This window comes from Pseudomonas sp. Pseusp18 (assembly GCF_059506005.1).
This window is the reverse complement of record NZ_CP169240.1, coordinates 4097032-4120180: the sequence shown is the minus strand read 5'-3', so window position 1 is coordinate 4120180 and position 23149 is coordinate 4097032. Positions and strand designations below refer to the sequence as shown.

Genomic DNA, 23149 nt, shown 5'->3' with positions numbered 1-23149 from the left:
CTAAGTTCGCACCTTGAATTTTGCGCCTCCTCCGTGAGGAGGGGGAGGTCGGCCAGACGATTCTCAGGTTTGTTTTCATGAGCGCTTAGAAAATAAATCTGTCCCTTTGTCCTTATTTTATGCTTATAAATTTTCTAGATTTGTTGGTCCGCCATCATTTAGAAGTTTTGTCATTCGCCGATTGTAAAGCTCAATGTCTTGTGCGTTGTTGGCTTTGTTCAGTTCTTGACGCAGGAATCCCATGGAGTTAGATATTATCTGCTTTTCATTTCTAGACAAGTCGCGGATTAGATCGAACCCATTTGCAGCTAGGGCTGGAATCTTTTTTCGCATGTAGTAATAACAGCCAATATTTTCGAGAAGATCATTTGCATCTTCTACGGTGTTATTAATGGTTGCTACGTATTTTTTGAACGCGTTTGCTAATATGGACTCTGGACTTTTTTGTGTTTTTAGAAAGCCGCAAAGTCCTTGCCAGTTAATGATGTGTAGCTGAGTTCCCCAGTCAGGATCTTTCGTGAAATAAACGCCAGCCCCTCTGAAGTAGGCTGGGAATTCGTCTCTATTTAGCGCTTTTTCAAAGTTGCTGATCATTGGAGTTGTTCCCAGTCGTCAAATTGGCTCAGAAGTTTGTTCATGTCAGCTCCGTGATTGATTTTTTCGGACCCGATCAGGGCTGCTTCCTTCGTTCCGCTTTTTGTTTCGCCTCCAGGTACCCATTCTTTTGGATAGGCACCTGCTTCATTGCCATTTGGAATTTCATATTTAAATCTAGGATCATCAGGCTTGATTTTGACGAGGTAAATTTTGGCGGAGGAAAGGTCCGAGGAACCAAGGTTGAGCTCCTTGTTGAGCACTTGCCAGTTACCCCCACTAGCTTTGTATTTGGCAACCACGGTATCCATCTCTGATGGCAATCCTACAAATTTTCTAGGAGGGAATGTTGGATAACTAGAGCGTTCAATCCATTCGTCAATAACGACAAAGGAGCCTCCCTGCTGCTTGAAGGCTTCTTCGTGCATATTTACATAATGCTCCGGTAGATATTCACGTGTGTCAGCAGGCCTATTTCCTTTTTCAAGGTTAATCACTTCATCGTACTTAGCCTGGGACATGGGAATATTGTCGGGTTTCGTTGCATTTGCCGAATTATTGGGCAGCTTGCAATCAGGACCAGGACACGTTGAACTCAACCCCAACGGATCCACCCACCCCGTAGGGTTAGGCACGTACTGGTAGTTGTTCAACCCACCCGCAAGCTTGATCGGATCCGGCGTCAGATATCGCCCAGTGCCCGGATTGTAGTAGCGATGCCGGTTGTAATGTAAGCCCGTCTCAGCATCGAAATATTGGCCCTGGAAACGCAACGGGTTTTCGATTTCTGCGATATCGAGAGTAGCGAGATTGCCGTAAGCGCGGTATTTCGCCGACCACATGATCTCGCCGCTGTAGTCGGTGAGTTCCTGCGGCGTACCCAGGTGATCGAGTTGGAAGTAGAACGGCGTGGCTTCAAGTGGGCCTTCGCCATCGAGCATGGCCAGTGGGCGGAAGCTGCCGGGTTCGTAGATGTAGCTGCGATAGCGGTTGTCAGCGCTTTCGGCGATGAGACGTTCGCCTTGCCACAGGAATTCCGTGGTGTGGCCATCGACGGTTTTGGCGATGCGGCGGCCGAAGGCGTCGTACTTGTAGCTTGCGATGCTGCCGCCGGGGAGGCTGACACCGATCAGGCGATGTTGGCAGTCGTAACGATATTCGGTGACAAGTTTCTGCCCGGTGCCGCGACGTTCGCGAATCAGGTTGCCGTGGGCGTCGTAGTCATAGTGGCGGTCGCCCTGCATGAGCAGGCGGTTGCCTTTGACGTTGGCAAGATTCGCGGCCGGCTGGTCGCCTTGTCCCAGGAGGTTGCCCGCCGGGTCGTGGGCGAAGCTTTCAGGCGTAGCTCCGCGCACACTGATCAGACGATCGAGCGGATCGTAATGGTAGCTGCGGTTGCCTTTGCGGCTGTCGTCGATACCCGCAAGATTGCCGTTTGCGTCGTAGGCGTAGCGACGACGAAACAGGTTACGGTCCTGCTGGCTGACGGTGTGAGCTTGCAGTCGGCCTTGTTCGTCGTATTGGTATTGGCTGAGCAGCAAGCCTTGCTGGCGTTGTTGTTCGCGACCAGCGCTGAACTGGTGCGTGGTCAGGCGCGAGCCGTTGAGGTCGATGCTGCTCAGGCGACCGCCGGGTTGGTGACGGTAGTCGAGTTTGCTGCCGTCGGGGAGGCGGCAGTGGTTCAGTTGGCCGAGTTTGTCGTATTCGTAACGCGTGGTGCCCCAGCCCTGATGTTCGGTGATCAAGCGGTCTTGCAGGTCATATTCGTAGGCGAGGGGCCAATGACCGTCGTCGACGTTGACCAAACGGCCGAATGCATCATAGGTGTAGTGAATTTCCTCGCCATCGGCCAGGGTTTTCACCAGCAAGCGGCCGGCGGCATCGCGCTGGTATTCGGTGACCAACTCACTGCCGTCTTCGCCGAATTCGGTTTTCTTCAGCAGTTGGCCGTTGAGGTCGTACTCGTATGCAGTGCGGCGACCGTCGAAGCCGGTTTCCTGCTGAATCAGGCCGTTCGGGTAGTAATCGAGGTGGTAGTGCTCGCCACGTTCGTTTTCGATCTCGCTGAGCAGCAGGCGCGAGTTGTCGTAGCGGTAGCGCAACTGGCTGCCGTCCGGATTGATGCGACGACTGACCAAGTGCAGGTTATCGGCGTATTCGTAGCGGGTGACGCGGCCCAGTTCATCGCGTTCGGCAGTGACTTTGCCGTAGGCGTTGTAGGTGAATGCGCGCGTAGCGCCGCCAGGCAAAGTGATTTGTGCGAGGCGGTTGGCAGCGTCCCATTGGTAGTGGGTGATGGCGCCGGTTTCTTCCTGACGGGTGATCTGCCGGCCCAAGGCGTCGTAGCGATATTTGCGCTGGCCGCCGTCCGGTAGCTGTTCTTCGAGCAGTTGGCCGAGGTTGTTCCAGCCCAGTTGATGACGGCTGCCGTCGGGGTGACGGATTTCCAGCAGACGGCCCTGGCGGTTGTAACTGTAGTGGGTCGAATTGCCGTCCGGGTCGACTTGTTCGGTGATGTCGCCCTGATCGTTGCGCCAGTATGTCCACTTTGCCGGGCCACGGTTCACCACACGGACGTAGCCGTGGTAGTACTCGTAAGTGGTGGTGGCGTCTTCCGGCGGAATCACCGCAACCAGTCGACCGGCTTCGTTGTACTGGTATTCGGTGACGGCGCCGAGTGGGTCTTTTTCGGCGATCAGACGGCCCTTGTCATCGTAGGCCTTCAGGTGTTCGGCACCATCCGGGTCGACTTTGGCGACCAGTCGAGCCTGATCGTCGTGGGTGTAGACCTCTTCGCTGCCGTCAGCGTTGGTAACGGTGACGCTGCCCTTGTCATCCCAGGCGTAATGCGCGTCCATCTGCGAGAAGCTTGCCCAGTGATGGATGCAGCGGGCTGACTTGCCTTCTTTTTCCCATTCCCAGTAGAAGCTGGCACCACCCGCCAGTTGCCGCTCGAGAATGACGTTCTGCTCGTTATAGGCATAACGCTCGGCTTCACCGGCTGCGTTTTTGGCTTCGATCAGGCGGTGCTGGGCGTCGTAGCCATAGGTGACCAGGGTCTGGACAGTGCTCCAGGCATCTTCCAGGTTATCCGCCGGGCTAAACTGCTGGTAGTCGATGGCGACGATGTGTTTGCGGTCGTAACGCACGAGGAGGGCGCGACCGACGCCGTTATCGACACGTTTGATTCGTCCGTGAATGTCACGGGTGATGTGCAGGCGGTTGTCGTAGTTGTCGCTGATGGCGATCAGCGTCGCACCTTTGCTGTTGTAGCGGAAGTGGTAGAACTGGGTGCGTTCGCCGGCTTGGGTGAGGATCAATTCGGACGGATCGTCGCCAAGGAAAATTGCCGCTTCCGACAGGCTGTTGGTGATCGCCGGGCGCTGCACGCTGGGCAACGGGAAGGTGGTGACGCGGTTTTCGTGGTCGGTCCAGACCACCTCACCGTCGTTGATGTCGACGCGTTGCGCCAGGGCATGGCTCCAGCCGTAACCGAGGCCACAGTCGATTTCTGCGGCGCTGGTGCGATAGAGGCGCGTCCAGCTGAAGGGCAGCAGGCCACCGAGTTCACCGTCGGTCAGCGTCAGCAGCTCTTCGCCAGTAACCATCGATACCGGGCAACCATTGGTGCAGGTTTTCTTTGCACAGGCAGCGCTTTTGTCGTCAGGTGTTTTCGACTGAGTAGAAGCGTCGTCGACCTTTTCCTTTGGTGCGAGAGTAGTCTGTTTTTCTTTCTTGCCACGCGGAAACGAAGAAGCGTCTTTCACTTCCTGCTTCGGCGTATCCGTAGTCTTCGGCAGCTGATTTTTAGAACCGTTGGCGGCTGCCTCGTCGATTTTGAGCGCCGCCGTTTTGGTCGGCTTCATCGGTACGCTCTTGGCACTGGCAATCAGTGGCTTGGAAACCTCCGCGTGCGCTGGCAGGCTGTGCTTGCCGCTTAGACTCATCAGTTTCGCGGCCAGTTCTTCAAGGTATTTGAGCGCTGTGCCGGACTTGACCGTGGACAGGGTTTTGGTCCCCACCCGCACCGCGATCCCGGCACCGCCAGTGAGGCAAATACCCAATACCACGTTGATCAGGAATTCCGACGCAATGGCCGTCACCACGTCAACGATGACTTGCGGTGGCAGCATGCCGACCCACGCCACAATCGCCGAGACGTAAATGAACATCAATGGTTCGTCACTGAGGATCAGCAGACCCGAAGCAATGGACTCCTTGGACGCGGCGTAGAGCTTGTCGATCTCGACATCCGACAGGTACTTGCGCAGCTTTTCGAGGTTTTCCTTTGGGTGTGCGAGCAGTTCGAACAGGCTTTTGATGTCATCCCACAACCTGAGCAGCGCCTTCTCCAGACCATCCATCGCCCGTTTCAACAGAATGACGGAACGGCCCGCGCGGTCAGCAGCCGAGTAACTGTCCCACTGAGGCTGGAACTTGCTCGACCATTCACTTTGCAACCAGCCGTTCAGATTGCCGATCACTCCCTGGTAGGAGTCGTAGAGTGCTTTGACATTGCTTTGGGATACGTTCGGGAAAAAGGTGATGCGATACATCTGGCCCTTCTTGCAGCCGTCGATCACCTTGATGCCGCTCGGGCCGATCGTTGTTTCAATAACGGGGCCGGTGACGTCGTCGTAGAAAGTACCTTTGGTGACGGGTTCCAGTTTCACTGGTGTGTTGCCGATCGGTACGAATCGTGCTGACTCGAACATGTGGATCAGCGTGAAGTCGCCTGCCAGAGGGCAGGTCGCGTAGGTCTCGACCTTACCGGTTTTGGTCTTGCGTTTGGTCACGCTGACTTCATTGCCGACCTTGAAGGTTTGGTCGACATCCAGTGCCCAACCGGTCAGGAAGCCATCCGCCCATTCCTTGTAATCGCTCAGGCAGTTCTTGAAGTCTTTGAGAATCAGGTTCACGTCAGGGGTTTTGGCGTCCAGCACGCGCAGGACCAAGGTACCAATCGGGGTATTCATGACGTGACTTCCTTTGTCAGCTGAGCAGCAAGACGCTCTGCCAAATCTTCTGTATTGGGTTGTTGGCGAACGAAGCGCTCGACCTTTTGGCGCAAGTTATTTTCGGGAAAGGCGAAGAACAGTTCCGGGCAGTCCTCTCCCAGCCACTGCATCAGGTTGTCGACAACGGTGGTGTGATCTTTTTCCGTCAAACTATCGAGCAACTTTTGCGGCACCTCCCACCACGGCCATTCCTTCGCTGGCGGTACGGCCCTCGGCCCCACTTCCAGGCTCTGGCCATTGATCAGATAACGGTCAAACACCGGCAATACTTCACCCGCGCCAGCACCTAGCCCTTCAAGAATCGGGTAAATATGTCGCCCGTCCCAGAACCGGAAAAACACTTCGGTCCCATCGGGCATACGCACCTGGGTCAAACTGCGCAGGTGCTCGAACACCACGTCCGGCGTACTGGTGGACACTGCCAGCCAACCCCAGTCCTGGGCATCGGTTTCGGTGATCCATTGCAGAAAACCAGCATTGGGTTTCAGCTCGGCGAGGTAAGGCATGACGGGCTGCCAATCGGCGTAAGGCGTGCCGCTCCAGATCGGAATCAGTTCCGGCGCCATATGTTGCTGGTAGAAGGCCTTCAGTGGCTCGGCATCACTGGCCGCACTCACAATCAAGTACAACCGCTCACCCGTCCGCAACGGCCGTTCAGCCAGCCACGCTTGTGGAGTCATCGGATCAGATCGCACAAGCACCTGCCTTGCACTTCTCGCACTCTTCACAGAACGGTGCGTTGCGTTTGAGGGTGTTGACTTGAGCCGGTGTCAACACCGCACCAGCCTTATCCGCATCAGCCTGTTTCAACGCTCCAGGCATCAGCGGTGCCGCGCCGGTGCCGCTGCCTGGGCTGCCGCCGGAGTTCATGTTGATCACCGGTCCGCTCAGCGTCACGCCGCTGGCATCGATCTTGATGAAGGTGCCGCCGGCCTTGAGGGTGAGTTCGCTGCCGGCTTCGAGCACGACTTTCATGCCGCTGCTCAGGTGGATTTCCTGGCCGGCTTCGATGAATTGGCCGGTGCCGACCTTGATGTGCTGGTTGACGCCCACAGTGAGGTGGTCGTTGGCGCGGGCTTCGACTTTGCGGTCGGCGTAGACGGTGTGGTGTTCTTCGGCCTTGAATTCGCTGTAGCTGTTTTGCTCGACGGTGTCGTGGCGTTCGTTGCCGACGCGAATTTTCTGGTCGTGCTCGACGTTTTCGTCCCAGTCGCGCTGGGCGTGCAGGAAGATCTGCTCCTGGCCCTTTTTGTCTTCGATGCGCAGTTCGTTGAAACCGCCGCCGCCCGGAGAGCTCAGGGTTTTGAAGGTGCTGCGGGTCTTGTTCGCCGGCAGGGCGTACGGGACGACGTTTTCCTTGTGGTACAGGCAGCCGCTGATCAGCGGTTGGTCGGGATCGCCTTCGAGGAAGCTGACCAGCACTTCCATGCCGATGCGTGGAATGGCGATGCCGCCGTAGTGGGCGCCGGCCCAGGCGGAGGAGACGCGCAGCCAGCAGCTGGTCTTGTCGTCGGCCTGGCCTTCGCGGTCCCAGTGGAATTGCACTTTGACGCGGCCGTATTGGTCGCAGTGGATCTCTTCACCTTTTGGCCCGGTGACCACGGCGCTCTGGCTGCCGAGGATCCGTGGCTTGGGGTGGTTCAGCGGCGGACGGTTCGGCACGTCCCAGGGGGTGGCCTGGAAGCGGTTGCGGTAGCCCTGGTGGAAATCGTCTTTGAGGTTGGTGGTGCTGCTGGTCACCGACTCTTCCAGCACTTGCGGCTGTTTGCCTTCGTGGAGGATTTCGGTCAGCAGCCACAGGTCGTTCCACTTGGCCTTGGGGTGTTGGGTCAGGGCCAGGAAGTGGCCGCTGACCAGCAACGGCTGATCGCTTCGACCTTCGGCCAACTGGAAGTCGCTGCGGTGACGCTCAAGGGCGCGTTTGGCCAGGTGCTTGCCGCGTTCGCGGTCGATGAAGCGACCTGGGTAGTCGTAGTCTTCGAGGTCGGGCAGGGCGTCGCCACGGTTCTCGCTTTCCAGTTTCAGGCGCGGTTTTTCGAAGTCGTAATCGCGGCGGGTGGTGCGGCTGGTGCGGGTTTCCAGGCGCAGGTCGAAGCGCTTGATTACCGGGTCGTTGGCGACCATGCCGGAGTCTTGCTGGTAGGCCACGGGCGCGAGTTTCGGGAACACCGTCTGGTCATCGCCGAACACCAGCTTGTGGGCCGTGGCGCTGTGCTGGAAGTGGTAGTGAATACCTTCTTCCTCGCACAGGCGCTGGATGAACTGCAGGTCCGATTCATCGTACTGAACGCAGTAAATGCGCTCGGGATAAATCGCCCCGACTTTGAATTCGTAGGCATTGCTCTGGATGCCGTGCTCTTCGAGGACCATCCCGATGATTTTCGGCACAGTGAGGTTCTGGAAGATGCGTTGGTTGATGCGGTGCGCCAGGTAGGACAGCTGCGGGCGCAAGGTCACGGCGTAGCGGGTCAGGCGTTTGCCCGAATCGCCCTGGGCGGCGCGGTAGATCTGGCCATGAATGCCGCTGCCGTCAGGCGAGAGCTGCAAAAAGGCCGGTTTGTGCAATAGCGTTTCGAGGTCCAGGGACGGCTGCTCACTGACCAGTTCCACCTCAAACACAAAAGGCTGGCTGATGGCTTCCCGACCTTGCAGGGCAAGGACCTGGAGATCGTTTTCCAGACCTTCGACAGTCAGGGCAAAGTGAGTCTGATTGGCCGGCGCGAACATCCCTTGTTCCTCGTGCAGTGCTGCGGCGCACGCCTACACCCAAACGGGCGCTTGCGGACGCGAAAATTCCTGGAAGGCGCAAATGACATCGACCAGCAGAGCTGGCCGATGTTTGGAACCGTCAGCCGCGATTAAGCGACTGGAACACGCCAGTCATCGGAACCCGAAGTACCGGATACTTCGTGGGTCCAGGTGATTTTGCGGTAGGTGAATTGCACTTCTTCCAGGTGCGTGAAGTGCGAGTTCGACGGATCCTGGCAGTTGTGCATTTTGTTGTTGATGGCGACGATGATCGCGTCTTCCAGTTTGGTGGTGTAGTAGTGCTCTTGGGTACCTTGAGCAGAGGTGCGGTACCACTGGATAACGATTTCGCTCATGCGCTCGCCGGAGGTCAGCGCCGCTTGCAACAGTGGCGAAGACTTGTCGTATACCTTGGTGATCACGACTGGCTTGTGTACACGCTGACCGGTCGGTTGGCCGGACTGTGGGTCACGCGGGATGATCACGTCGTGGCTGAAAGCCTGAACCATGACCTGGTCTTCGTGGCCTTCCTGGTAGGTGTTGCCAACGGAGTCGGCGGTGAATGCGCCGGCAGTGATCAGGCCTTGTTTCTCGCCAGTAACGGACATGTACGCTGGTGTAGCCATGGATGTGCTCCTTGCTAAAAGTGAGGGTGCCCGGGAGGCGGTATCGCCCGGTGGGTGCCTGACTGTTATCAAGGAGCGTGCCAGAAATATTTTTTGTCATATAAATCAGGTGGTTGAGGATATTTTTTAAACGTGGAGAGGTTTTTCGGCAGCGATCACCTGAAAAAGTGCGCAACTTCTTGCGCAGTGGTGCGCAAGAAGTTGCGCACTCGGCTGGAGGGCTTGATCCACCTGGCGTTCAGCGTTGTCGAGGTGTTTTTGGGACGAATAACTGCGCAAGAAGTTGCGCATCAAGGCTATGAGCGATCATCCCGATAGACCCAGCCGTCTGTCCGGGCAATTCCAGTGGCGATGGAATTTTTTTCCGGACCTGTCGCTCTGCTGATGTAGAGACGTGCCGATTCAGCGTCCGCCAGCGAGCACCCGGTAAGCCATGAACAAGACCCTGGACGATTACAACCGCATGCGTGACTTTGTGGCGACTCCGGAACCGGCCGCCGCCAAGCGTTCGGGCAAAAAAACGGTGAAGGATCATGCGCTGCAATTCTGCATTCAGAAACATGATGCCTCGCACCTGCACTATGACTTTCGCCTGGAGCTCGATGGCGCGCTGAAAAGTTGGGCCGTGCCGAAAGGCCCGTCGCTGGACCCCAAGGTCAAGCGCCTGGCAATCCACGTCGAAGACCATCCGCTCGATTACGCCACGTTCGAAGGCACCATTCCCGAAGGGCATTACGGCGCCGGCGAGGTGATCGTTTGGGACCGTGGGGTATGGATTCCCCAGGACGACCCGGCCAAGGCGTACGCCAAGGGCCGGCTGAAATTCGAGTTGCAAGGGGAGAAGCTCGGCGGCCTGTGGAACCTCGTGCGCACGCACATGCCGGGCAAGCAGGAGCAATGGTTTCTGATCAAGCATCAGGACGGCGCGGCCAGGCCCGAAAGCGATTACGATGTGGTCGCCGCCGAGCCCGACAGCGTGCTCAGCGATCGCACCATCGTCGCCAAGTCGAAACCCGGTCCCGTTAAAAAGCCAGCGGCGAGGACGCGCAGAAATACATCATCACAGCTGACAGGCGCCCGCAAAGCCAAACTGCCGGAGCTGCTCAAACCCGAATTGGCGACACTGGTGGAATCCGCACCGGACGGCGAATGGAGCTATGAGATCAAGTTCGACGGTTACCGGGTCATGGCGCGCATCGACCACGATGAGGTCAAACTCTTCACCCGCAACGGTCACGACTGGACCCACAAATTGCCGGAGCAGGCTGCAGCGCTGGCGGCGTTGGGCCTGGAATCGGCCTGGCTCGACGGCGAAATAGTGGTGGCGGACGAGCAGGGTGTTCCGGATTTTCAGGCGCTGCAAAATGCCTTCGATGCCGGACGTAGCGCCAGCATCGTTTACTACCTGTTCGATTTGCCTTATCTCAATGGCGTGGACCTGCGCGAAGTCCCTGTCGAAGCGCGCAGGGCGGCCCTGGCGACTGTGCTCAAGCCCAATGAAAACCCGCTGTTGCGGTTCTCCGACGCGTTCAACGAGTCCCCGGAGGCGTTACTCGACAGCGCCTGTAAAATGCACATGGAAGGGTTGATTGGCAAACGCCTGGGCTCGCCTTACGTGTCCCGGCGCAGCAGTGACTGGATCAAACTAAAGTGCAAGCATCGGCAGGAATTCATCGTGGTCGGCTTCACCGATCCCAAAGGCTCGCGCAGTGCCTTTGGCGCGTTGCTGCTGGGGCTGCACGACCGTGACAGCGGGGAATTGTGCTATGCGGGCAAGGTCGGCACCGGATTCAGCGAGGCGAGCCTCAAGCGTCTTTACGAACAACTGAAACCGCTGCAGACGAAAAAACCGTCGGTGGTCAACCCGCCCACCGGTGTTGAAGCCAAGGGTGTGCATTGGCTCAAACCCGTTCTGCTGGCGGAAGTGGCCTTCGCCGAGATGACCAAGGACGGCTCGGTGCGCCAGGCCGTGTTCCATGGGCTGCGCGAGGACAAGCCTGCCGCCGATATCACCGAGGAGCGTCCGACAACCGTGAAAACCTCAACCACTAAAACTAAAACCTCCCAAGCGGCACCGTCACAAGTCGGCCTGGAGCAGGGCAAGGTGCGCATCACGCATCCGGATCGGGTGATCGATGCCAGCAGCGGCACCACCAAGATGCAATTGGCGGAGTATTACGCCAGTGTCGCCGAGTGGATTCTGCCGCAACTCAAGGACCGGCCGGTGGCGCTGGTGCGCGCACCGGACGGCATCGCCGGCGAACTGTTCTTTCAGAAGAACGCCGAGAATCTGGCCATACCCGGCATTGTCACTCTGGACAAGGCACTGACCGGCCAACCGATGATGGTCATCAACAATGCCGAAGCCCTGATTGGCGCAGTGCAGATGAGTACCGTGGAGCTGCACACCTGGAACGCCACGTCGGTCGATCTGGACAAACCCGACCGCTTCGTCCTCGACCTCGACCCGGATCCGGCGTTGCCCTGGAAGAGCATGGTCGAAGCGACCCGGCTGACCCTCACGGTGCTGGATGAGCTGGGGCTCAAGGCATTTCTCAAGACCAGCGGCGGCAAAGGGATTCACCTGGTCGTACCGCTGACTCGCAAACACGGTTGGAACGAGGTCAAGGACTTCAGCCACGCGATTGTCAGTCACATGGCCAAGCTGCTGCCGGAACGTTTTTCCGCGGTGTCGGGGCCGAAAAATCGGGTTGGGCGCATCTTCATCGATTACCTGCGCAACGGTTTGGGCGCCACCACGATCTGCGCCTACGCCGTGCGCACCCGCGAAGGGCTGCCAGTGTCGGTGCCGATCTTTCGCGAAGAAGTGGCTGAGCTCAAGGGGGCTAATCAATGGAACCTGCACACCGTGCATGAGCGCCTGGCCGAGGTGGGCGATGAGCCCTGGGCCGACCTGAAGAAAACCCGGCAGACAATTACTGCCGAGATGCGGCGGCGGATAGGGATGAAAAAATAGTGAATCAGAAGACTGTGGCGAGGGGGCTTGTCGGAACGCCGCATCGCCCCGTTTGAGTGCGTAGCACTCACAAGATCTTTGGGACATCGGAGATTTTGGGGCTGCCTTGCAGCCCAACGGGGGCAAGCCCCCTCACCACAACAACTATTGCTTGCCGACTGCGGCAGCGAGCAGCGGCGCCACCTGTTCATCGGTCAATGCGGCGTGGACTTCCATGTTCATGAGGTCGCTCCATTCCAGCACCCACTTCTGAATCGCCACCGGATCACTGGCCTCGGCAATGCCCACACCGCTGGAGCCGCCGACAGCATGCCAACGCCCCAGCATGCTGACGCCTGCGGGTGGGGCACCACCGGTCTTGAGAAAGCGTTCGATCGCGCTGTTACGTTGTTGCGGACTGATGGACCAACGGACCATGAATAACATCTGCCACCTCCTGCTACGGACTGGCACCTTTTATCTTCGCGTTCCTGGCTGGCGCCGGGGCCACGGTCACGCCTGAGTTTCCAGCTACGTCCTGGCTGGCCTGAAACCTGTTCTCCCATGAGAAGGCATAGCAGCGGACCGTGCCGCGCGTACGACCGCTGATCCTGTTTCAGGGCATTCTAATGAACGTATCGGGATAACGGTGCAAGCCATCAGGCATCACGCAACAAGTCGTTGGCATTGAGCAGCTCGTAGGCGACTTCCGGATGTTTCTCCAGCCCTCGGCGAATGGCCGCCGGGATCGACTGACGGGTTTTGCGGCACAGGCCCGGCAGTTCGCCCAAGGTGATATTGATACCGCGCATGGTGCGCACTTCATTGAAACCCGGAGCGATCTCCACGCGCAGACCCAACTGCTCATACATTCGCCGTTGCAGACGCTCCAGGTCGCTCAGGCTCTGGAGGTTTTCCAGGCGTTCGATCAGGCGTTTCTCTTCCGACTGGGTCAGGCTCAGGATGCGCAGGTCCGTGCCGGGAGTTTCCAACAGCTGCTCACGCTCGCAGATGCAAGCACCGGGAGGGCAGGGTTGGCGGATCGGAAGAGAGGTCGTCATGGGGTTCAATCATAGAGCGCTATGATCGGGTTTGCCCATGGGGTAGTTGTAGCTTTGATCGTGATGTATTCCGTCGATGCAACACGCCTCCTGTTTACACAGTGTTTAGTGTGTTGCATCGATCGGTTGAATCTATTTTATCTGCACAATCACCGGACCTTCCGTCACGATCGGCGGTTTCGCCTGGATATGCGAAGCATTTTTCTGAATCCAGTCGCGCGCGACTTTCAAGCTTGCATCGGTGCCGGTCTTGTCTGTGCAAACCGTCACTGATGTACCGCCATCACCCGTATTGAGTAGTGTGTAGCTTACGATGCCAGGCACTGTCCGCAGGGCCGTTTCGACATCGGTATTGCGCTCTTCCAGAAACTCGAAAAGCTGCTTTGCTCCAGCACCCAGGTAAGTTCTTATCACCGCATACATAGTCGTCTCCTCTGGGAGTACCGTCTTGATGCCCATCCAGATCCGCTGATGGCCGCCATCACTCCGGTATCAGTTCACCCCCGATTTATTCAGCTTAGCCAAACGTCGGTGACAAGCGACATGCCACGACCACCGGCCACTTTTGGCAGTCTAGCGACGGTTGGCGGCGACCGTCGCCGGGCGGATTTACACCTCTGTCGGTTCTCAGGGTCTTTACTTCCAGTCAGGCCCCGTATGTACAGATAGGAGAGAACAATGAGCAACGAACAGGCGGCACCCGAAACGCAAGGTGTTACGGTGAAGTTACTGGCAACGGTTGACCTTGGCCCCGAGATCGAAGGCATGGCAGGGCGCCAACTTAGAATGCGCATGGTGACCATTGAGCCTGGAGGCGTCTTCGGGCCGGTTCACAACCATATAGACAGACCCGGCACCGTCTACATACTGCAAGGAACCATCACCGACCATCGAAATGGCGTCGCCACGGATTATGGGCCGGGCGTGGGTTGGCCCGAGGACAGGAACACCACGCACTGGCTTGAGAACAGAGGCACGATTGCGGCAGTGGAGATCTCGGTCGATATTGTCAGGCAGGAGTAAGTTCAGGCCCGACATTCACATCTGCGGAGGCCAATTATGCGACTCGCCCTGACACTCCTTGCACCAGGCATAGAGGGCGTCATACATGATCAAACCATGTGCCAGCATTTCGTGGTCATCGGCATAACGCTGCGATAGTCCCAGCGAAATCGCATAGAGCCCAGCCGATTGCGGCGTCAGATCCAGGCGGGAGGTATCTGCGCCGCGCACGATTTCGGCCAACTGCTGCAAGGCAGGATCACTGAGCTGGTACTTCTTCAGGAACGCATCGAAGCTGCACAGCTCACCTACGTGGGAAAGCTCAACGCCCGGAATGTCATAAGGCGTTGCATTTTTCTCAACGGCAATCTGCAAAACCTCTCTGCTGGGCACGTACAAGAACTCGGCCTCAGGGTCGATAAAACGGGTGATCAGCCAAGGACAGGCAATGCGATCAATTTTGGGTCGTTCACGGGTAATCCACCTCATGGAACACCTCCTGCCTAATTCAGTAGGCTGGGTGATCTGGCAGGCCCGGTGCCCGCCAGAGAATAGTTGATCATTGCGCGCTTTAGCGCAGCAGGTGCACAGCCAAACCAACGAGTGCGCAGGCCATCAGTACCTGAATCACGCCGCGCTTGAAGCGGAACAAGGCAATCGCCGCCGCAATCGCGATCAGCGCGGAAGGCCAGTCCAGGTTGCCGCTGAAGCCTTTGGGCCAAAGAACGTGATAGCCGAAGAAACACGCCAGATTGAGAATCACCCCAACCACAGCGGCAGTAATCCCGGTAAGCGGTGCGGTGAACCTGAGTTCATTGTGAGTCGACTCCACCAGCGGGCCACCTGCGAGGATGAACAGGAACGAAGGCAGGAAGGTGAACCAGGTCACCAGCGTGGCGGCGACGGCACCAGCCAGAAACACCTGATCGGCCCCGAACACCTGCGAAACATAGGCGCCGACAAAGCCGACAAAAGCCACCACCATAATCAGTGGCCCCGGGGTGGTTTCACCCAGCGCCAGGCCATCGATCATCTGTGTCGGCGTCAGCCACCCATAGTGACCGACCGCGCCTTGGTAGACATAAGGCAGCACCGCATAAGCACCGCCAAACGTCAGCAGCGCGGCCTTGGTGAAGAACCAGCCCATCTGAGTCAAGGTACCTTCCCAGCCAAAGAGTGAGGTCAAGATTCCCATTGGCAATGCCCATAACGCGGCGCCGATAAGTGCCAATAGTGCCAGTTTCAACCAGCTGAACCGGGCATGCTCCGGAGACGGGGTGTCGTCATCGATCAATGCCGGGCCGAAGGACTTTTTGGCGGCACTGTGGCCTCCGGTTCTGAATTTCTCGGGCGCCAGGCGACCGCCGACATAACCGATTAACGCAGCTCCGAGCACGATTAGCGGGAACGGCACATTGAACGCGAAGATCGCGGTAAACGACGCCGCCGCTATTGCCCACAGCCAATTATTCTTCAATGCCCGTGAGCCGATCCGATGGGCCGCTTGCACGACGATGGCCGTCACGGCAGGCTTGATTCCATAGAAAAGCCCGGCCACCACCGGTACTTCGCCGAAGGCGATGTACATCCAGGACAGCGCGATCAGGATGAACAGTGAGGGCAGCACAAACAGCCCCCCGGCGATCACCCCACCCCAGGTTCGATGCATCAACCAGCCGATATAGGTGGCTAGCTGCTGAGCCTCCGGCCCTGGTAACAGCATGCAGTAGTTGAGGGCGTGCAGAAACCGCCGCTCGGAAATCCAGCGCCGCCGCTCTACCAGCTCCTGGTGCATGATCGAGATCTGTCCTGCAGGCCCGCCAAAGCTAATGAATCCCAGCTTCAGCCAGAACCAGAATGCCTCACGCAAACTGATCGGTTCAGGCCTCGACAGATCCTCTTCAGCCGCTGATGGGGAAACCTTAATCATTGGGATGTTCCTCTTTCACAAACTCGGCGAGCAGACCATCAAAGATGCCGCTGGCAGCAGCCAGCAAGTGGTCATCATGGGTAATGGTTTCGCGTAGCCCTGCCAGCACCCGTTCGATGCCGACAGCCTCCACCGGCTGAATGCCACCGATATCGAGGTAATGCACCAGTGCAGCGATGCGGTTCAGGCCTGGCTCTTGAAGTTCAAAGCTGGCTTGCAGGGTTTCAAAGGTCACGCGGTTGCCGACATGACTGAAAGTTGCGTCATCGAAGTCGAAACCCAAGGCATCTGCCGGGCAGTCCTGTGGAGTGTTGAGCCAGAGGATCTGAGCCTGCGGATCAATGAAGCGCCGAATCAACCAGGCGCAAGCCAGGCGGTCGACCCATGGGCGTTTACGCGTTGCCCAGACACGACCTTGAAAGTCGCCAAGGCTCAGCGCCGTGATTGGCTGGTCGCGGCTATGCGGCTCATCCGCAGACAGCGCTCTGCTGACCGCTGTCTCCAATTCCTGCAAAGCCGAATCGATCTGCTGTTTCGGTTTACCTGGAAAGTAATCGATGCTGGCGAGCTGTTCATAGGCTTTGCGCAGCTTGCGAATTTGTTTGGTGGTGGCCAGCGCATTCTCGGCATTGAGCTGTGCCCGGCATGCTTCGATCTCGGCGCGTAGCTTGCTGTAATCATCGCTACGGTCGAACAGCTCAATAAAGCGCTCTCCATCAGGATCAACGACAGGCAGGACGTAGGCAGTGCCATTGATGGCCAAGATGTCGCGCTCGACAGACGTTAGCGCTTCTCGACAGGCAGCGGTATCAGGTAAGAGATAGGCGCCATCGCGTAAGACCGCCGCTCCAGAGGCTTTTAGCGCGCGCCAGGCACGCATGCGTTCGGTGGCATTGGCGGTCGGCAGACCGAGAATCAACGTTAGCCAATTTTCCATGTAGCGAATTCTACGTGTTATGTAGGTATTGCTACCTTAATCCTGATTCAGGCGATGGGAAAGCTCTCCTTCAGAAGTAGGGCGTCAAACGACCCTGAACGGTCATTCTCGATTGCCTCCGCGATCAAGAGGTCGCGACTGAAATACCCGTCCGGGCAACCAGTGTTTCGGACGCGATCATGAACTGTCTGATGTGCGCTTCAGTCATGCCTGCAGACGGCAGGATCGCTTGGCCCTTGTTGTTGAACATCGCGCCGCTGCGATCCTCGATCTCAGGGGCAACCAGTAGCGGGACGATTCTCTTCGCATAAGTTTCGGCGGTGGGTGTCAGCAGCCCGATCAGGCCCTCCGCGATGCGCGATTTCAGCGAGCCCTTGCCGAAAAAATTATCGCGGATACTGGTTTTGATAAGGCCGGGATTCAGGCCAAAAACGTCCAGGTGCGGGTAGCGCTTCACCGCATCCAGAACAAGTATTTCGTTGCCGGCCACCGTGTTCATATGCGCGGACATGGCCTTGTAGGACCTTTCAGCATTGAGGTCGTCGAACGTCCCTATCTGGCCTGTGCCGGGATACCCCACGACAATCACCCTTGGTTTGGTCTTGGTCGTGGGCCTGTCTGTACCCAACTTCGACCCGACGCTGCGCAGGATGACCATGCGGTTCAGATAGCTGACCGCCAGATCGCGCTCAATGCCCTCCGCTGTTTCCTGACGTTGGGAGGCGGCAAAGATACCGGTGGTGAAAATGAGCAGGTCCAGGGATTCCGCCGGCAGCAGCCTGGCGACCTGCAGAGCCTCACTCATCAGGCTCAGGTCCGCCTGGAGAAATTCGATTCCCTGCGTGCCAGCATCACGAAAGGTTTGCCCGACGACCAGGACGCGAGCGCCGCGAGAGGCCAGCAAGCGACTCAATGCCTGACCGATGCCACCGGTGCCACCCACGACGGCGACCCGCATCCCGTTTAGGTCAAGGTTCTGTGCATCGACATGGCGCCACGTCAGGCTGGTGTCACGCTTCATGATGGCTCTCACATAAATGGCTGGAGGCGCATCATCCGCTTTATTGTTTTTGGGATAAATATGGGCTTTTGGATTTAACTGATCCATTTATGGAGCAAACGCCCAACCCTTTGAACATCAAGGATGTCGAGGAGGTTCCGACTGGGCCACGCTGGCTCTTAGCGCTCTGGCTACCTTGGCTTGAATCTCGTAAGCAGGCGCCTCGACGGTTGTGTAATCACGGGTATAGCGAGTGGAAAATTCCCGAACCCCCCATTGCTGGTACTGCTGCACGTGCTTCAATTCATGCGCCCACAGCGCGACATTGTTAAGTGCATCATCGGCACTGCGAAAGACGATGATGTCTATCAGGGTGACCGCAGTGACATCGGGATTCTGCAGCATGGTGTTTGCGGCGTTAAGCTCCACATCATCGCCTACCTTGTAGCGAGCCGAATCAAGCACTTGAATGTCATAGTAGGGTTCGAGCTGGGCTCGGATATTCAGCGGGATTGTCTGAATATCGCCATTTGCCGCGGTGTTGCGCGATTGCACAATCCAACTCTGTAATCCAGTGGAAGCCATTTTGTTCATGCTTTCAAAGATCGGCCCCATTTCCTCTTTGGAGCCTGGAGCACAAAAACAAGTGACCACGCAGGCTTCGTACTGCCCTGCTGGGCAGGCGTAAACAGAGAACGAAGTGCCAACGGAAAAGAGCAGTACCGATAACCGGAAAGCTTGACGCAAAAAGACAGCTGACAATTGGTTCTCCCAGAGGTAGTGGCGGTCGGCAGGTGATGCTTCTGGTAGCTCTCACCTGGTGTTCAACCGCGCGTTGGACCGTTGCGGCCACCGTTTGTTGCCTTCAGAGCCCACAGCTTTTTCAGGCCACTTCCCACATTACCTGAAAGGCCGTGCTTGGCCGTTTCTACCCGTCGCGTTCACAGCCGCGCGGCCGACAAACGGTCGGTCGCGCGCTGTCGATCAATGGATCATGATGGGGGCCAGTGCGGTCTGAACCCTGGACATCTGTGCTGGCGTTGTCATGCGCGTCAGCAGCCGGCCAAAGTGTGGATGCTGCACGCCCGAGATAATGTACTGCCAGCGATAGGCGCTCAGCACGCAGGCATGGATCTGCGCTGTCTCATCGACACTGAACGATCGCGAGACACTTTGAATAAAGTAGTCGGCATCGGATGCCGATTGTGCCTGCAGGATTGCATCGACGGCCGCCACCAGCGCAATCAGATCGTTCACTGCCTGGTCACACTCGGCTGGCGACAGTTTCGCATGCTCCGCCTTCCACTCCAGTTCATCGAGTACGACGTGCCGGCTTTCATCCTTCCAGTGAAATTTGAAGACATCCTTGAATAGGGGGCACAACTCCTCGCGCGGTGCGATGCTCTGTGCGTAGTGCGCCTGAACAAACAGCTCGATATGACAGGTCAGCGCCAGCACCGACCAAGTGCTGGCTGCAAGTACCGCACGCGCTACATCGTTTGGATCGGCAACTTGACGATATCCCGCTGGCAATCGCGAACCAATCATCGTCTCCATGCGCCGGAATAATTCCTGGTGCTTGATCTCGTCGTTGGAAAAGCGCACCAGCGCTTCGAGTGCAAGCTGATCGTCAAATACATGGGCTCGACCTTGATCGAGCATTTTGGCACTGATAAACCGCTCGACCAGGCCAAAGATATACGCATAGGTCCGGCCCTGAATCTGACTGAGCAGACACGCCTCGGCCTCGGCGAGAAAGGTCAGACGGTCGATCTGCGAGAGTCCATCGGGCAAGAATTTGCGCGAGAAGTCGAAGCTCCGGTCCTGTAGCAAATCGCGATCGATCTGCCATTCGGCTTTTTTCGATGATCTGACCATTTGAGCATAACGGGCGGCGTTGCCTGACTCTGAGCCGGGTAGGGTAGCGATGGTGTTCATCTAGATCTCCTGCTGCCTTGGTCGAGTTGGAATGGGGCAATTACGGTTGACGTCGGAGCCAATGACCATCGATCTCTGAGTCCGCGTTGGTGCTAATCTAGGCATCGCGGTTCAGGTGGTGAATGACCGATGCGCCTGAATACCTGCTCCGGAGTCCGGAAAAGAGGACGGGCAAGTGTTGGATGCGCTTTCTGATGTCTTGCGTGTGATCAGGCTGTCTGGAGGGGTCTTCCTCGAGGCGGAGCTCACTGCGCCCTGGTGCATCAACGGCAGAATCTCGGCGGATGATTGCAAACCGTTCCTGACGGCTCCTCGACATATCATTGCGTCGCATTTTGTCGCCGCAGGGCACATGCAAATACGAATAAACGGTGGTGCCGCCCTCGACGTGGGGGCAGGCGAACTCGTTTTGCTTCCTCGCAATGACGCCCATTCCTTTGGCAGTGACCTGAGCATTGCGCCCATGCCGGCGAGGGACGTTATTCAGCCGCCGGAAGTCGGCGGCATTTCACGAATCAAGTATGGCGGGGGCGGTGAGGCCACGCAGTTATTGTGTGGATTCCTCGGCTCTGAAACACCCTTCAGTCCGTTGCTTTCGTCGCTGCCATCCTTATTGAAACTGGACCTGCGCGCGACGGCTTCGGGCACCTGGATCGAAAGCTCATTCCGTTTTGCGGTGAGTGAAATCGCGGCGGGACGCGTCGGCTCGACAACGGTCATCGCCAAGCTATCCGAATTGCTATTCGTCGAAGCCGTCAGCCAGTATGTCGCAAGCCTTCCCGCTGAGCGGCGCGGGTGGCTGGCGGGGTTGCGGGACCCGCATATCGGGCGCGCGCTGGCGCTACTCCATGCTCGTCCAACCGAGGGCTGGACTGCAGAAGCCCTGGCGCTTGAAGTGGGCATGTCGCGCTCGGTATTCGCGGAGCGATTCACGGCATTGGTCGGACAGCCACCGATGCAATACCTGACGCTCTGGCGTATGCACGTGGCGGCTCAACACCTACGCGAAGGTCGCGGCAATGTGGCGCAAATTGGCTTTGCCGTTGGCTACGAGTCCGAAGCTGCGTTCAGTCGCGCATTCAAGCGCCAGTTCGGCACATCACCCGGCACTTGGCGCAGACAATCAGCATGAGAAGTTCCGGAGCCGATGGAGACTCACTCAGCTAAATCGAAAGACCAAACCGACATTCGTGCTCTGCCCCTTCTCGAGACACATGTTCGATCAAGAAGCCGCACCGTTCGAGTACTTTTGCCGATCCGATATTTTCAGCGTATACGGTGGCCACCAGTTGTTTAAGGTTCCAATGCAACTGCGCCTGCTGGATCAGATGCCTCACCGCCAGCGTTGCCAGTCCCTGTCCGCAAGCGTTTTGGGCAATCCGGTAGCCGACTTCTGCCGACCGCTCGGTCATATCGATGCCTTTGAGGTTCGCTCGACCCACTATATTTCCAGCGTCATCTTCGATGACGAATGGGTGCCAGGTTCCGGCGGCAAAATCAGCTAAATAAGCGTCAATGTGGTCGGTGACGCCCTGCATCGAGTAAAAGGCAGAACCGCGCGCGTCAATGTGGCGCTCGAACCATTCGCGATTGTCCAGCTCGAACGCCAGCAACGCCTCGGCATCAGTACTTTGCAGGGTACGAATTCTGACGGGCTTCATAAGGTCGCTCTCCTTGCTGGTAGCACTACTTGAATAATTGCTCGATTCAATCCCGGGAAGGCGCAGACTATCACTTCAACCCGCAGTGACGGGTCGGCCAATTTTGCCTCGCCACAGGACCGGGCGGGGGGCATAGCCTGTCGGTATCCAGGAATCGCATTCGGTATGCCATGATCTATACTCGCTCGTTAGTTGAATTCCTCATGCCTAGAAGTTTGCCGTTGGGCGGATTGATCTCTTCCTTCAGGAGAGTTTCGTATGCCAGATGACGCCAATTTTGAAGCGCCCGTCGCGCCCGATGTAAGCGGTGTAACGGACTTGCCTCCGGAAATGATTCAACAGTTGAAGGTGCGATTGACAGACGCGGCCAAGTTGCATGATGTCTTGGCCGATCCGATCATGTTTAACGGCGGCACTATCCTGGTGTTGCTGTTGACGACACTGGCGACGCTGTTACCCGCTACAAACTTTACTTGGGTGGCACCTTTGTGTTCTGCGCTCGCTGGGTTGTTCGTCGCAATGGAGCGAGCCCTCGGATTCGGTGCCCGTTGGCGTTATCACCGTGAAATGCGTTTTGCCTATGAATCAATTATCGACATGCTGGATTTTCTTCCGGTAATTCCCGCCTCCGAACGCCCGAAATATATCCGCGATATCTTTACGGCATTGTATGCGGTTCGATCTCGGGAGTCGGCGATCCCGAATGCAGGGACTAATTCAGCACCTACCTGATTACGATTCCAAACTACCTGCTTCGTTTCGGCTCAACCGGGGGGGCTTCAGTCGGCTTCATATCTTTTAGGCGTCGGTTAGCCACGACGTTATAAATGGCTGCTTTGCGATTCACCGCACCAGTTGCTCCAGCAACTCAGGCGTCACGTAGTGCGGTCCGTCGAACAGGTAGAGCGGATAACCGTCATAGGCCGCGAGTTGCGGTTTGAGTTCGGCCGCGGTCGCGGAGCGGAATCCGCCGCCGAAGTTGGGGCGAAAGGCTTCGACGATGATTCGCACACGGTCCTTGCCCAAGCGCTGGCGCATGGCGTCGGCGTAGGTTCGGGCCACCGGTGCGGTGCGGGCGTAGACGCCGACGCCATCCTGGAAGAACACGCCGATGTCATCCGGCAGCCATTGCTTGAGCCAATCGGCGGTGGCGGCGGGGCCGATGTTGGCGCCGTCGTAAACACTGATCCATAACGGTCGCGGCAGCTTGGCCAGCAGGGCGGGCAGTTCTTTGGCGCGGGTCCAGCTGGGGTCGACTTCGGCCGGGAAATACCAGCCGGTGACGTGTAGCGGCGTAGGCAATTTGGCGATGCGTTCCGAGACAGCGGCCAGTTGCTCGATGTTGTCCCGTGAGCGGTTCTCGCTGAAGTAACCGGCCAGCCCGAGAATGACATCCTGCGCCCAGGGCGCCTTGGCGATACGGGTCCAGTCGGGCAACACCGGCACGGTGGGCAAGCCGGTACCGGGAACGAATGCCTGATCGTCGACGACGGTCCATTGCACCAGCAGCTCATGGGCGCCGAGTTTTTCCCAGTGGCCGTTGATGCCGACGGTCTTGTTGTCCGGCTGCCAGACGATGCCGACAATCCCCGGGTCAAGAGCCTTGGTGTGTGTCACGTAGAGCATGCCGGAACCTGCGCCGAGGGTAGCGATAAGCAACAGGGCGACAACGGTCGCG

At 57.6% G+C, this 23149-nt stretch carries 20 protein-coding genes; 4 read left to right on the top strand and 16 right to left on the bottom strand.

The genetic code is table 11. From position 1 onward, the window contains the following. Window positions 1-123 precede the first annotated feature (123 nt). From ACEN9A_RS18420 to ACEN9A_RS18400, 5 genes are all read right to left on the bottom strand, one after another. Window positions 124-594 (bottom strand): hypothetical protein, encoded by a 471-nt coding sequence (locus tag ACEN9A_RS18420; protein WP_258669272.1) that lies wholly within the window; start codon window positions 592-594, stop codon window positions 124-126. Then, complete coding sequence (locus tag ACEN9A_RS18415; protein ID WP_258669270.1) at window positions 591-5570, bottom strand: RHS repeat-associated core domain-containing protein; 4980 nt, start codon at window positions 5568-5570, stop codon at window positions 591-593. The genes ACEN9A_RS18420 and ACEN9A_RS18415 overlap by 4 nt, the downstream gene beginning before the upstream one ends. After that, window positions 5567-6292, bottom strand: a complete 726-nt coding sequence (locus ACEN9A_RS18410) for a DUF4123 domain-containing protein (protein WP_408981094.1) — start codon at window positions 6290-6292, stop codon at window positions 5567-5569. The genes ACEN9A_RS18415 and ACEN9A_RS18410 overlap by 4 nt, the downstream gene beginning before the upstream one ends. A gap of 4 nt (window positions 6293-6296) precedes the next feature. Next, window positions 6297-8339, bottom strand: coding sequence for a type VI secretion system Vgr family protein (locus tag ACEN9A_RS18405; RefSeq protein ID WP_258669264.1), 2043 nt, complete (start codon window positions 8337-8339; stop codon window positions 6297-6299). Between the two features lie 131 nt (window positions 8340-8470). Beyond that, window positions 8471-8986 (bottom strand): Hcp family type VI secretion system effector, encoded by a 516-nt coding sequence (locus tag ACEN9A_RS18400; RefSeq protein WP_007900657.1) that lies wholly within the window; start codon window positions 8984-8986, stop codon window positions 8471-8473. Window positions 8987-9419: 433 nt separating this feature from the next. Between ACEN9A_RS18400 and ligD the strand changes: the two genes are divergently transcribed. Further along, a complete protein-coding gene (ligD, locus tag ACEN9A_RS18395; protein WP_258669257.1) occupies window positions 9420-11963 on the top strand; it encodes a DNA ligase D in 2544 nt (847 codons plus the stop codon). A 144-nt stretch (window positions 11964-12107) separates the two neighbouring features. Here ligD and ACEN9A_RS18390 read toward each other — a convergent pair whose 3' ends face one another. The 3 genes from ACEN9A_RS18390 to ACEN9A_RS18380 form a co-directional block, all read right to left on the bottom strand. Beyond that, window positions 12108-12389, bottom strand: coding sequence for a DUF3303 domain-containing protein (locus tag ACEN9A_RS18390; RefSeq protein WP_007937010.1), 282 nt, complete (start codon window positions 12387-12389; stop codon window positions 12108-12110). Window positions 12390-12601: 212 nt separating this feature from the next. Continuing rightward, entirely contained in the window at window positions 12602-13003 is a 402-nt protein-coding gene (locus ACEN9A_RS18385; RefSeq protein ID WP_007937009.1) for a hypothetical protein, read from the bottom strand. Window positions 13004-13135: 132 nt separating this feature from the next. Further along, window positions 13136-13426 (bottom strand): hypothetical protein, encoded by a 291-nt coding sequence (locus ACEN9A_RS18380; RefSeq protein WP_258669241.1) that lies wholly within the window; start codon window positions 13424-13426, stop codon window positions 13136-13138. Between the two features lie 255 nt (window positions 13427-13681). Between ACEN9A_RS18380 and ACEN9A_RS18375 the strand changes: the two genes are divergently transcribed. Next, window positions 13682-14026 (top strand): cupin domain-containing protein, encoded by a 345-nt coding sequence (locus ACEN9A_RS18375; RefSeq protein ID WP_258669239.1) that lies wholly within the window; start codon window positions 13682-13684, stop codon window positions 14024-14026. 15 nt (window positions 14027-14041) lie between these two features. Here the strand turns inward: ACEN9A_RS18375 and ACEN9A_RS18370 are convergent, their stop codons facing one another. The 6 genes from ACEN9A_RS18370 to ACEN9A_RS18345 form a co-directional block, all read right to left on the bottom strand. Then, window positions 14042-14494, bottom strand: a complete 453-nt coding sequence (locus ACEN9A_RS18370) for a chromate resistance protein ChrB domain-containing protein (RefSeq protein WP_258669237.1) — start codon at window positions 14492-14494, stop codon at window positions 14042-14044. An 82-nt stretch (window positions 14495-14576) separates the two neighbouring features. Continuing rightward, window positions 14577-15935, bottom strand: a complete 1359-nt coding sequence (chrA, locus tag ACEN9A_RS18365) for a chromate efflux transporter (protein WP_258669234.1) — start codon at window positions 15933-15935, stop codon at window positions 14577-14579. After that, window positions 15928-16872, bottom strand: coding sequence for a chromate resistance protein (locus tag ACEN9A_RS18360; RefSeq protein ID WP_258669231.1), 945 nt, complete (start codon window positions 16870-16872; stop codon window positions 15928-15930). The genes chrA and ACEN9A_RS18360 overlap by 8 nt, the downstream gene beginning before the upstream one ends. 124 nt (window positions 16873-16996) lie before the next feature. After that, the gene (locus ACEN9A_RS18355; protein ID WP_258669224.1) at window positions 16997-17980 is read right to left on the bottom strand and encodes a Rossmann-fold NAD(P)-binding domain-containing protein; all 984 of its coding nucleotides are present in this window, start codon (window positions 17978-17980) and stop codon (window positions 16997-16999) included. A gap of 30 nt (window positions 17981-18010) precedes the next feature. Then, a complete protein-coding gene (locus ACEN9A_RS18350; RefSeq protein WP_258669219.1) occupies window positions 18011-18634 on the bottom strand; it encodes an eCIS core domain-containing protein in 624 nt (207 codons plus the stop codon). A 222-nt stretch (window positions 18635-18856) separates the two neighbouring features. Then, the gene (locus ACEN9A_RS18345; protein WP_258669217.1) at window positions 18857-19810 is read right to left on the bottom strand and encodes a diiron oxygenase; all 954 of its coding nucleotides are present in this window, start codon (window positions 19808-19810) and stop codon (window positions 18857-18859) included. 175 nt (window positions 19811-19985) lie between these two features. Between ACEN9A_RS18345 and ACEN9A_RS18340 the strand changes: the two genes are divergently transcribed. After that, a complete protein-coding gene (locus ACEN9A_RS18340; RefSeq protein WP_258669215.1) occupies window positions 19986-20942 on the top strand; it encodes an AraC family transcriptional regulator in 957 nt (318 codons plus the stop codon). 31 nt (window positions 20943-20973) lie between these two features. On the opposite strand, the gene ACEN9A_RS18335 is transcribed toward ACEN9A_RS18340, so the two are convergent. Then, window positions 20974-21471 carry a GNAT family N-acetyltransferase gene (locus tag ACEN9A_RS18335; RefSeq protein ID WP_258612336.1) on the bottom strand — a complete coding sequence of 166 codons (498 nt, stop codon included), beginning with the start codon at window positions 21469-21471 and terminating at the stop codon, window positions 20974-20976. Between the two features lie 258 nt (window positions 21472-21729). Here ACEN9A_RS18335 and ACEN9A_RS18330 point away from each other — a divergent pair, with 258 nt between their 5' ends. After that, window positions 21730-22203 (top strand): hypothetical protein, encoded by a 474-nt coding sequence (locus ACEN9A_RS18330; RefSeq protein ID WP_018925608.1) that lies wholly within the window; start codon window positions 21730-21732, stop codon window positions 22201-22203. Between the two features lie 111 nt (window positions 22204-22314). Here ACEN9A_RS18330 and ACEN9A_RS18325 read toward each other — a convergent pair whose 3' ends face one another. Beyond that, complete coding sequence (locus tag ACEN9A_RS18325; RefSeq protein WP_225609300.1) at window positions 22315-23097, bottom strand: alpha-amylase family protein; 783 nt, start codon at window positions 23095-23097, stop codon at window positions 22315-22317. Between the last annotated feature and the right edge of the window lie 52 nt (window positions 23098-23149).

Coding starts and splice junctions, on each gene's coding strand:
- ACEN9A_RS18420 (WP_258669272.1), bottom strand. CDS start 594: ATGATCAGCAACTTTGAAAAAGCGCTAAATAGAGACGAATTCCCAGCC.
- ACEN9A_RS18415 (WP_258669270.1), bottom strand. CDS start 5,570: ATGAATACCCCGATTGGTACCTTGGTCCTGCGCGTGCTGGACGCCAAA.
- ACEN9A_RS18410 (WP_408981094.1), bottom strand. CDS start 6,292: ATGACTCCACAAGCGTGGCTGGCTGAACGGCCGTTGCGGACGGGTGAG.
- ACEN9A_RS18405 (WP_258669264.1), bottom strand. CDS start 8,339: ATGTTCGCGCCGGCCAATCAGACTCACTTTGCCCTGACTGTCGAAGGT.
- ACEN9A_RS18400 (WP_007900657.1), bottom strand. CDS start 8,986: ATGGCTACACCAGCGTACATGTCCGTTACTGGCGAGAAACAAGGCCTG.
- ligD (WP_258669257.1), top strand. CDS start 9,420: ATGAACAAGACCCTGGACGATTACAACCGCATGCGTGACTTTGTGGCG.
- ACEN9A_RS18390 (WP_007937010.1), bottom strand. CDS start 12,389: ATGTTATTCATGGTCCGTTGGTCCATCAGTCCGCAACAACGTAACAGC.
- ACEN9A_RS18385 (WP_007937009.1), bottom strand. CDS start 13,003: ATGACGACCTCTCTTCCGATCCGCCAACCCTGCCCTCCCGGTGCTTGC.
- ACEN9A_RS18380 (WP_258669241.1), bottom strand. CDS start 13,426: ATGTATGCGGTGATAAGAACTTACCTGGGTGCTGGAGCAAAGCAGCTT.
- ACEN9A_RS18375 (WP_258669239.1), top strand. CDS start 13,682: ATGAGCAACGAACAGGCGGCACCCGAAACGCAAGGTGTTACGGTGAAG.
- ACEN9A_RS18370 (WP_258669237.1), bottom strand. CDS start 14,494: ATGAGGTGGATTACCCGTGAACGACCCAAAATTGATCGCATTGCCTGT.
- chrA (WP_258669234.1), bottom strand. CDS start 15,935: ATGATTAAGGTTTCCCCATCAGCGGCTGAAGAGGATCTGTCGAGGCCT.
- ACEN9A_RS18360 (WP_258669231.1), bottom strand. CDS start 16,872: ATGGAAAATTGGCTAACGTTGATTCTCGGTCTGCCGACCGCCAATGCC.
- ACEN9A_RS18355 (WP_258669224.1), bottom strand. CDS start 17,980: ATGGATCAGTTAAATCCAAAAGCCCATATTTATCCCAAAAACAATAAA.
- ACEN9A_RS18345 (WP_258669217.1), bottom strand. CDS start 19,810: ATGAACACCATCGCTACCCTACCCGGCTCAGAGTCAGGCAACGCCGCC.
- ACEN9A_RS18335 (WP_258612336.1), bottom strand. CDS start 21,471: ATGAAGCCCGTCAGAATTCGTACCCTGCAAAGTACTGATGCCGAGGCG.
- ACEN9A_RS18330 (WP_018925608.1), top strand. CDS start 21,730: ATGCCAGATGACGCCAATTTTGAAGCGCCCGTCGCGCCCGATGTAAGC.
- ACEN9A_RS18325 (WP_225609300.1), bottom strand. CDS start 23,097: ATGCTCTACGTGACACACACCAAGGCTCTTGACCCGGGGATTGTCGGC.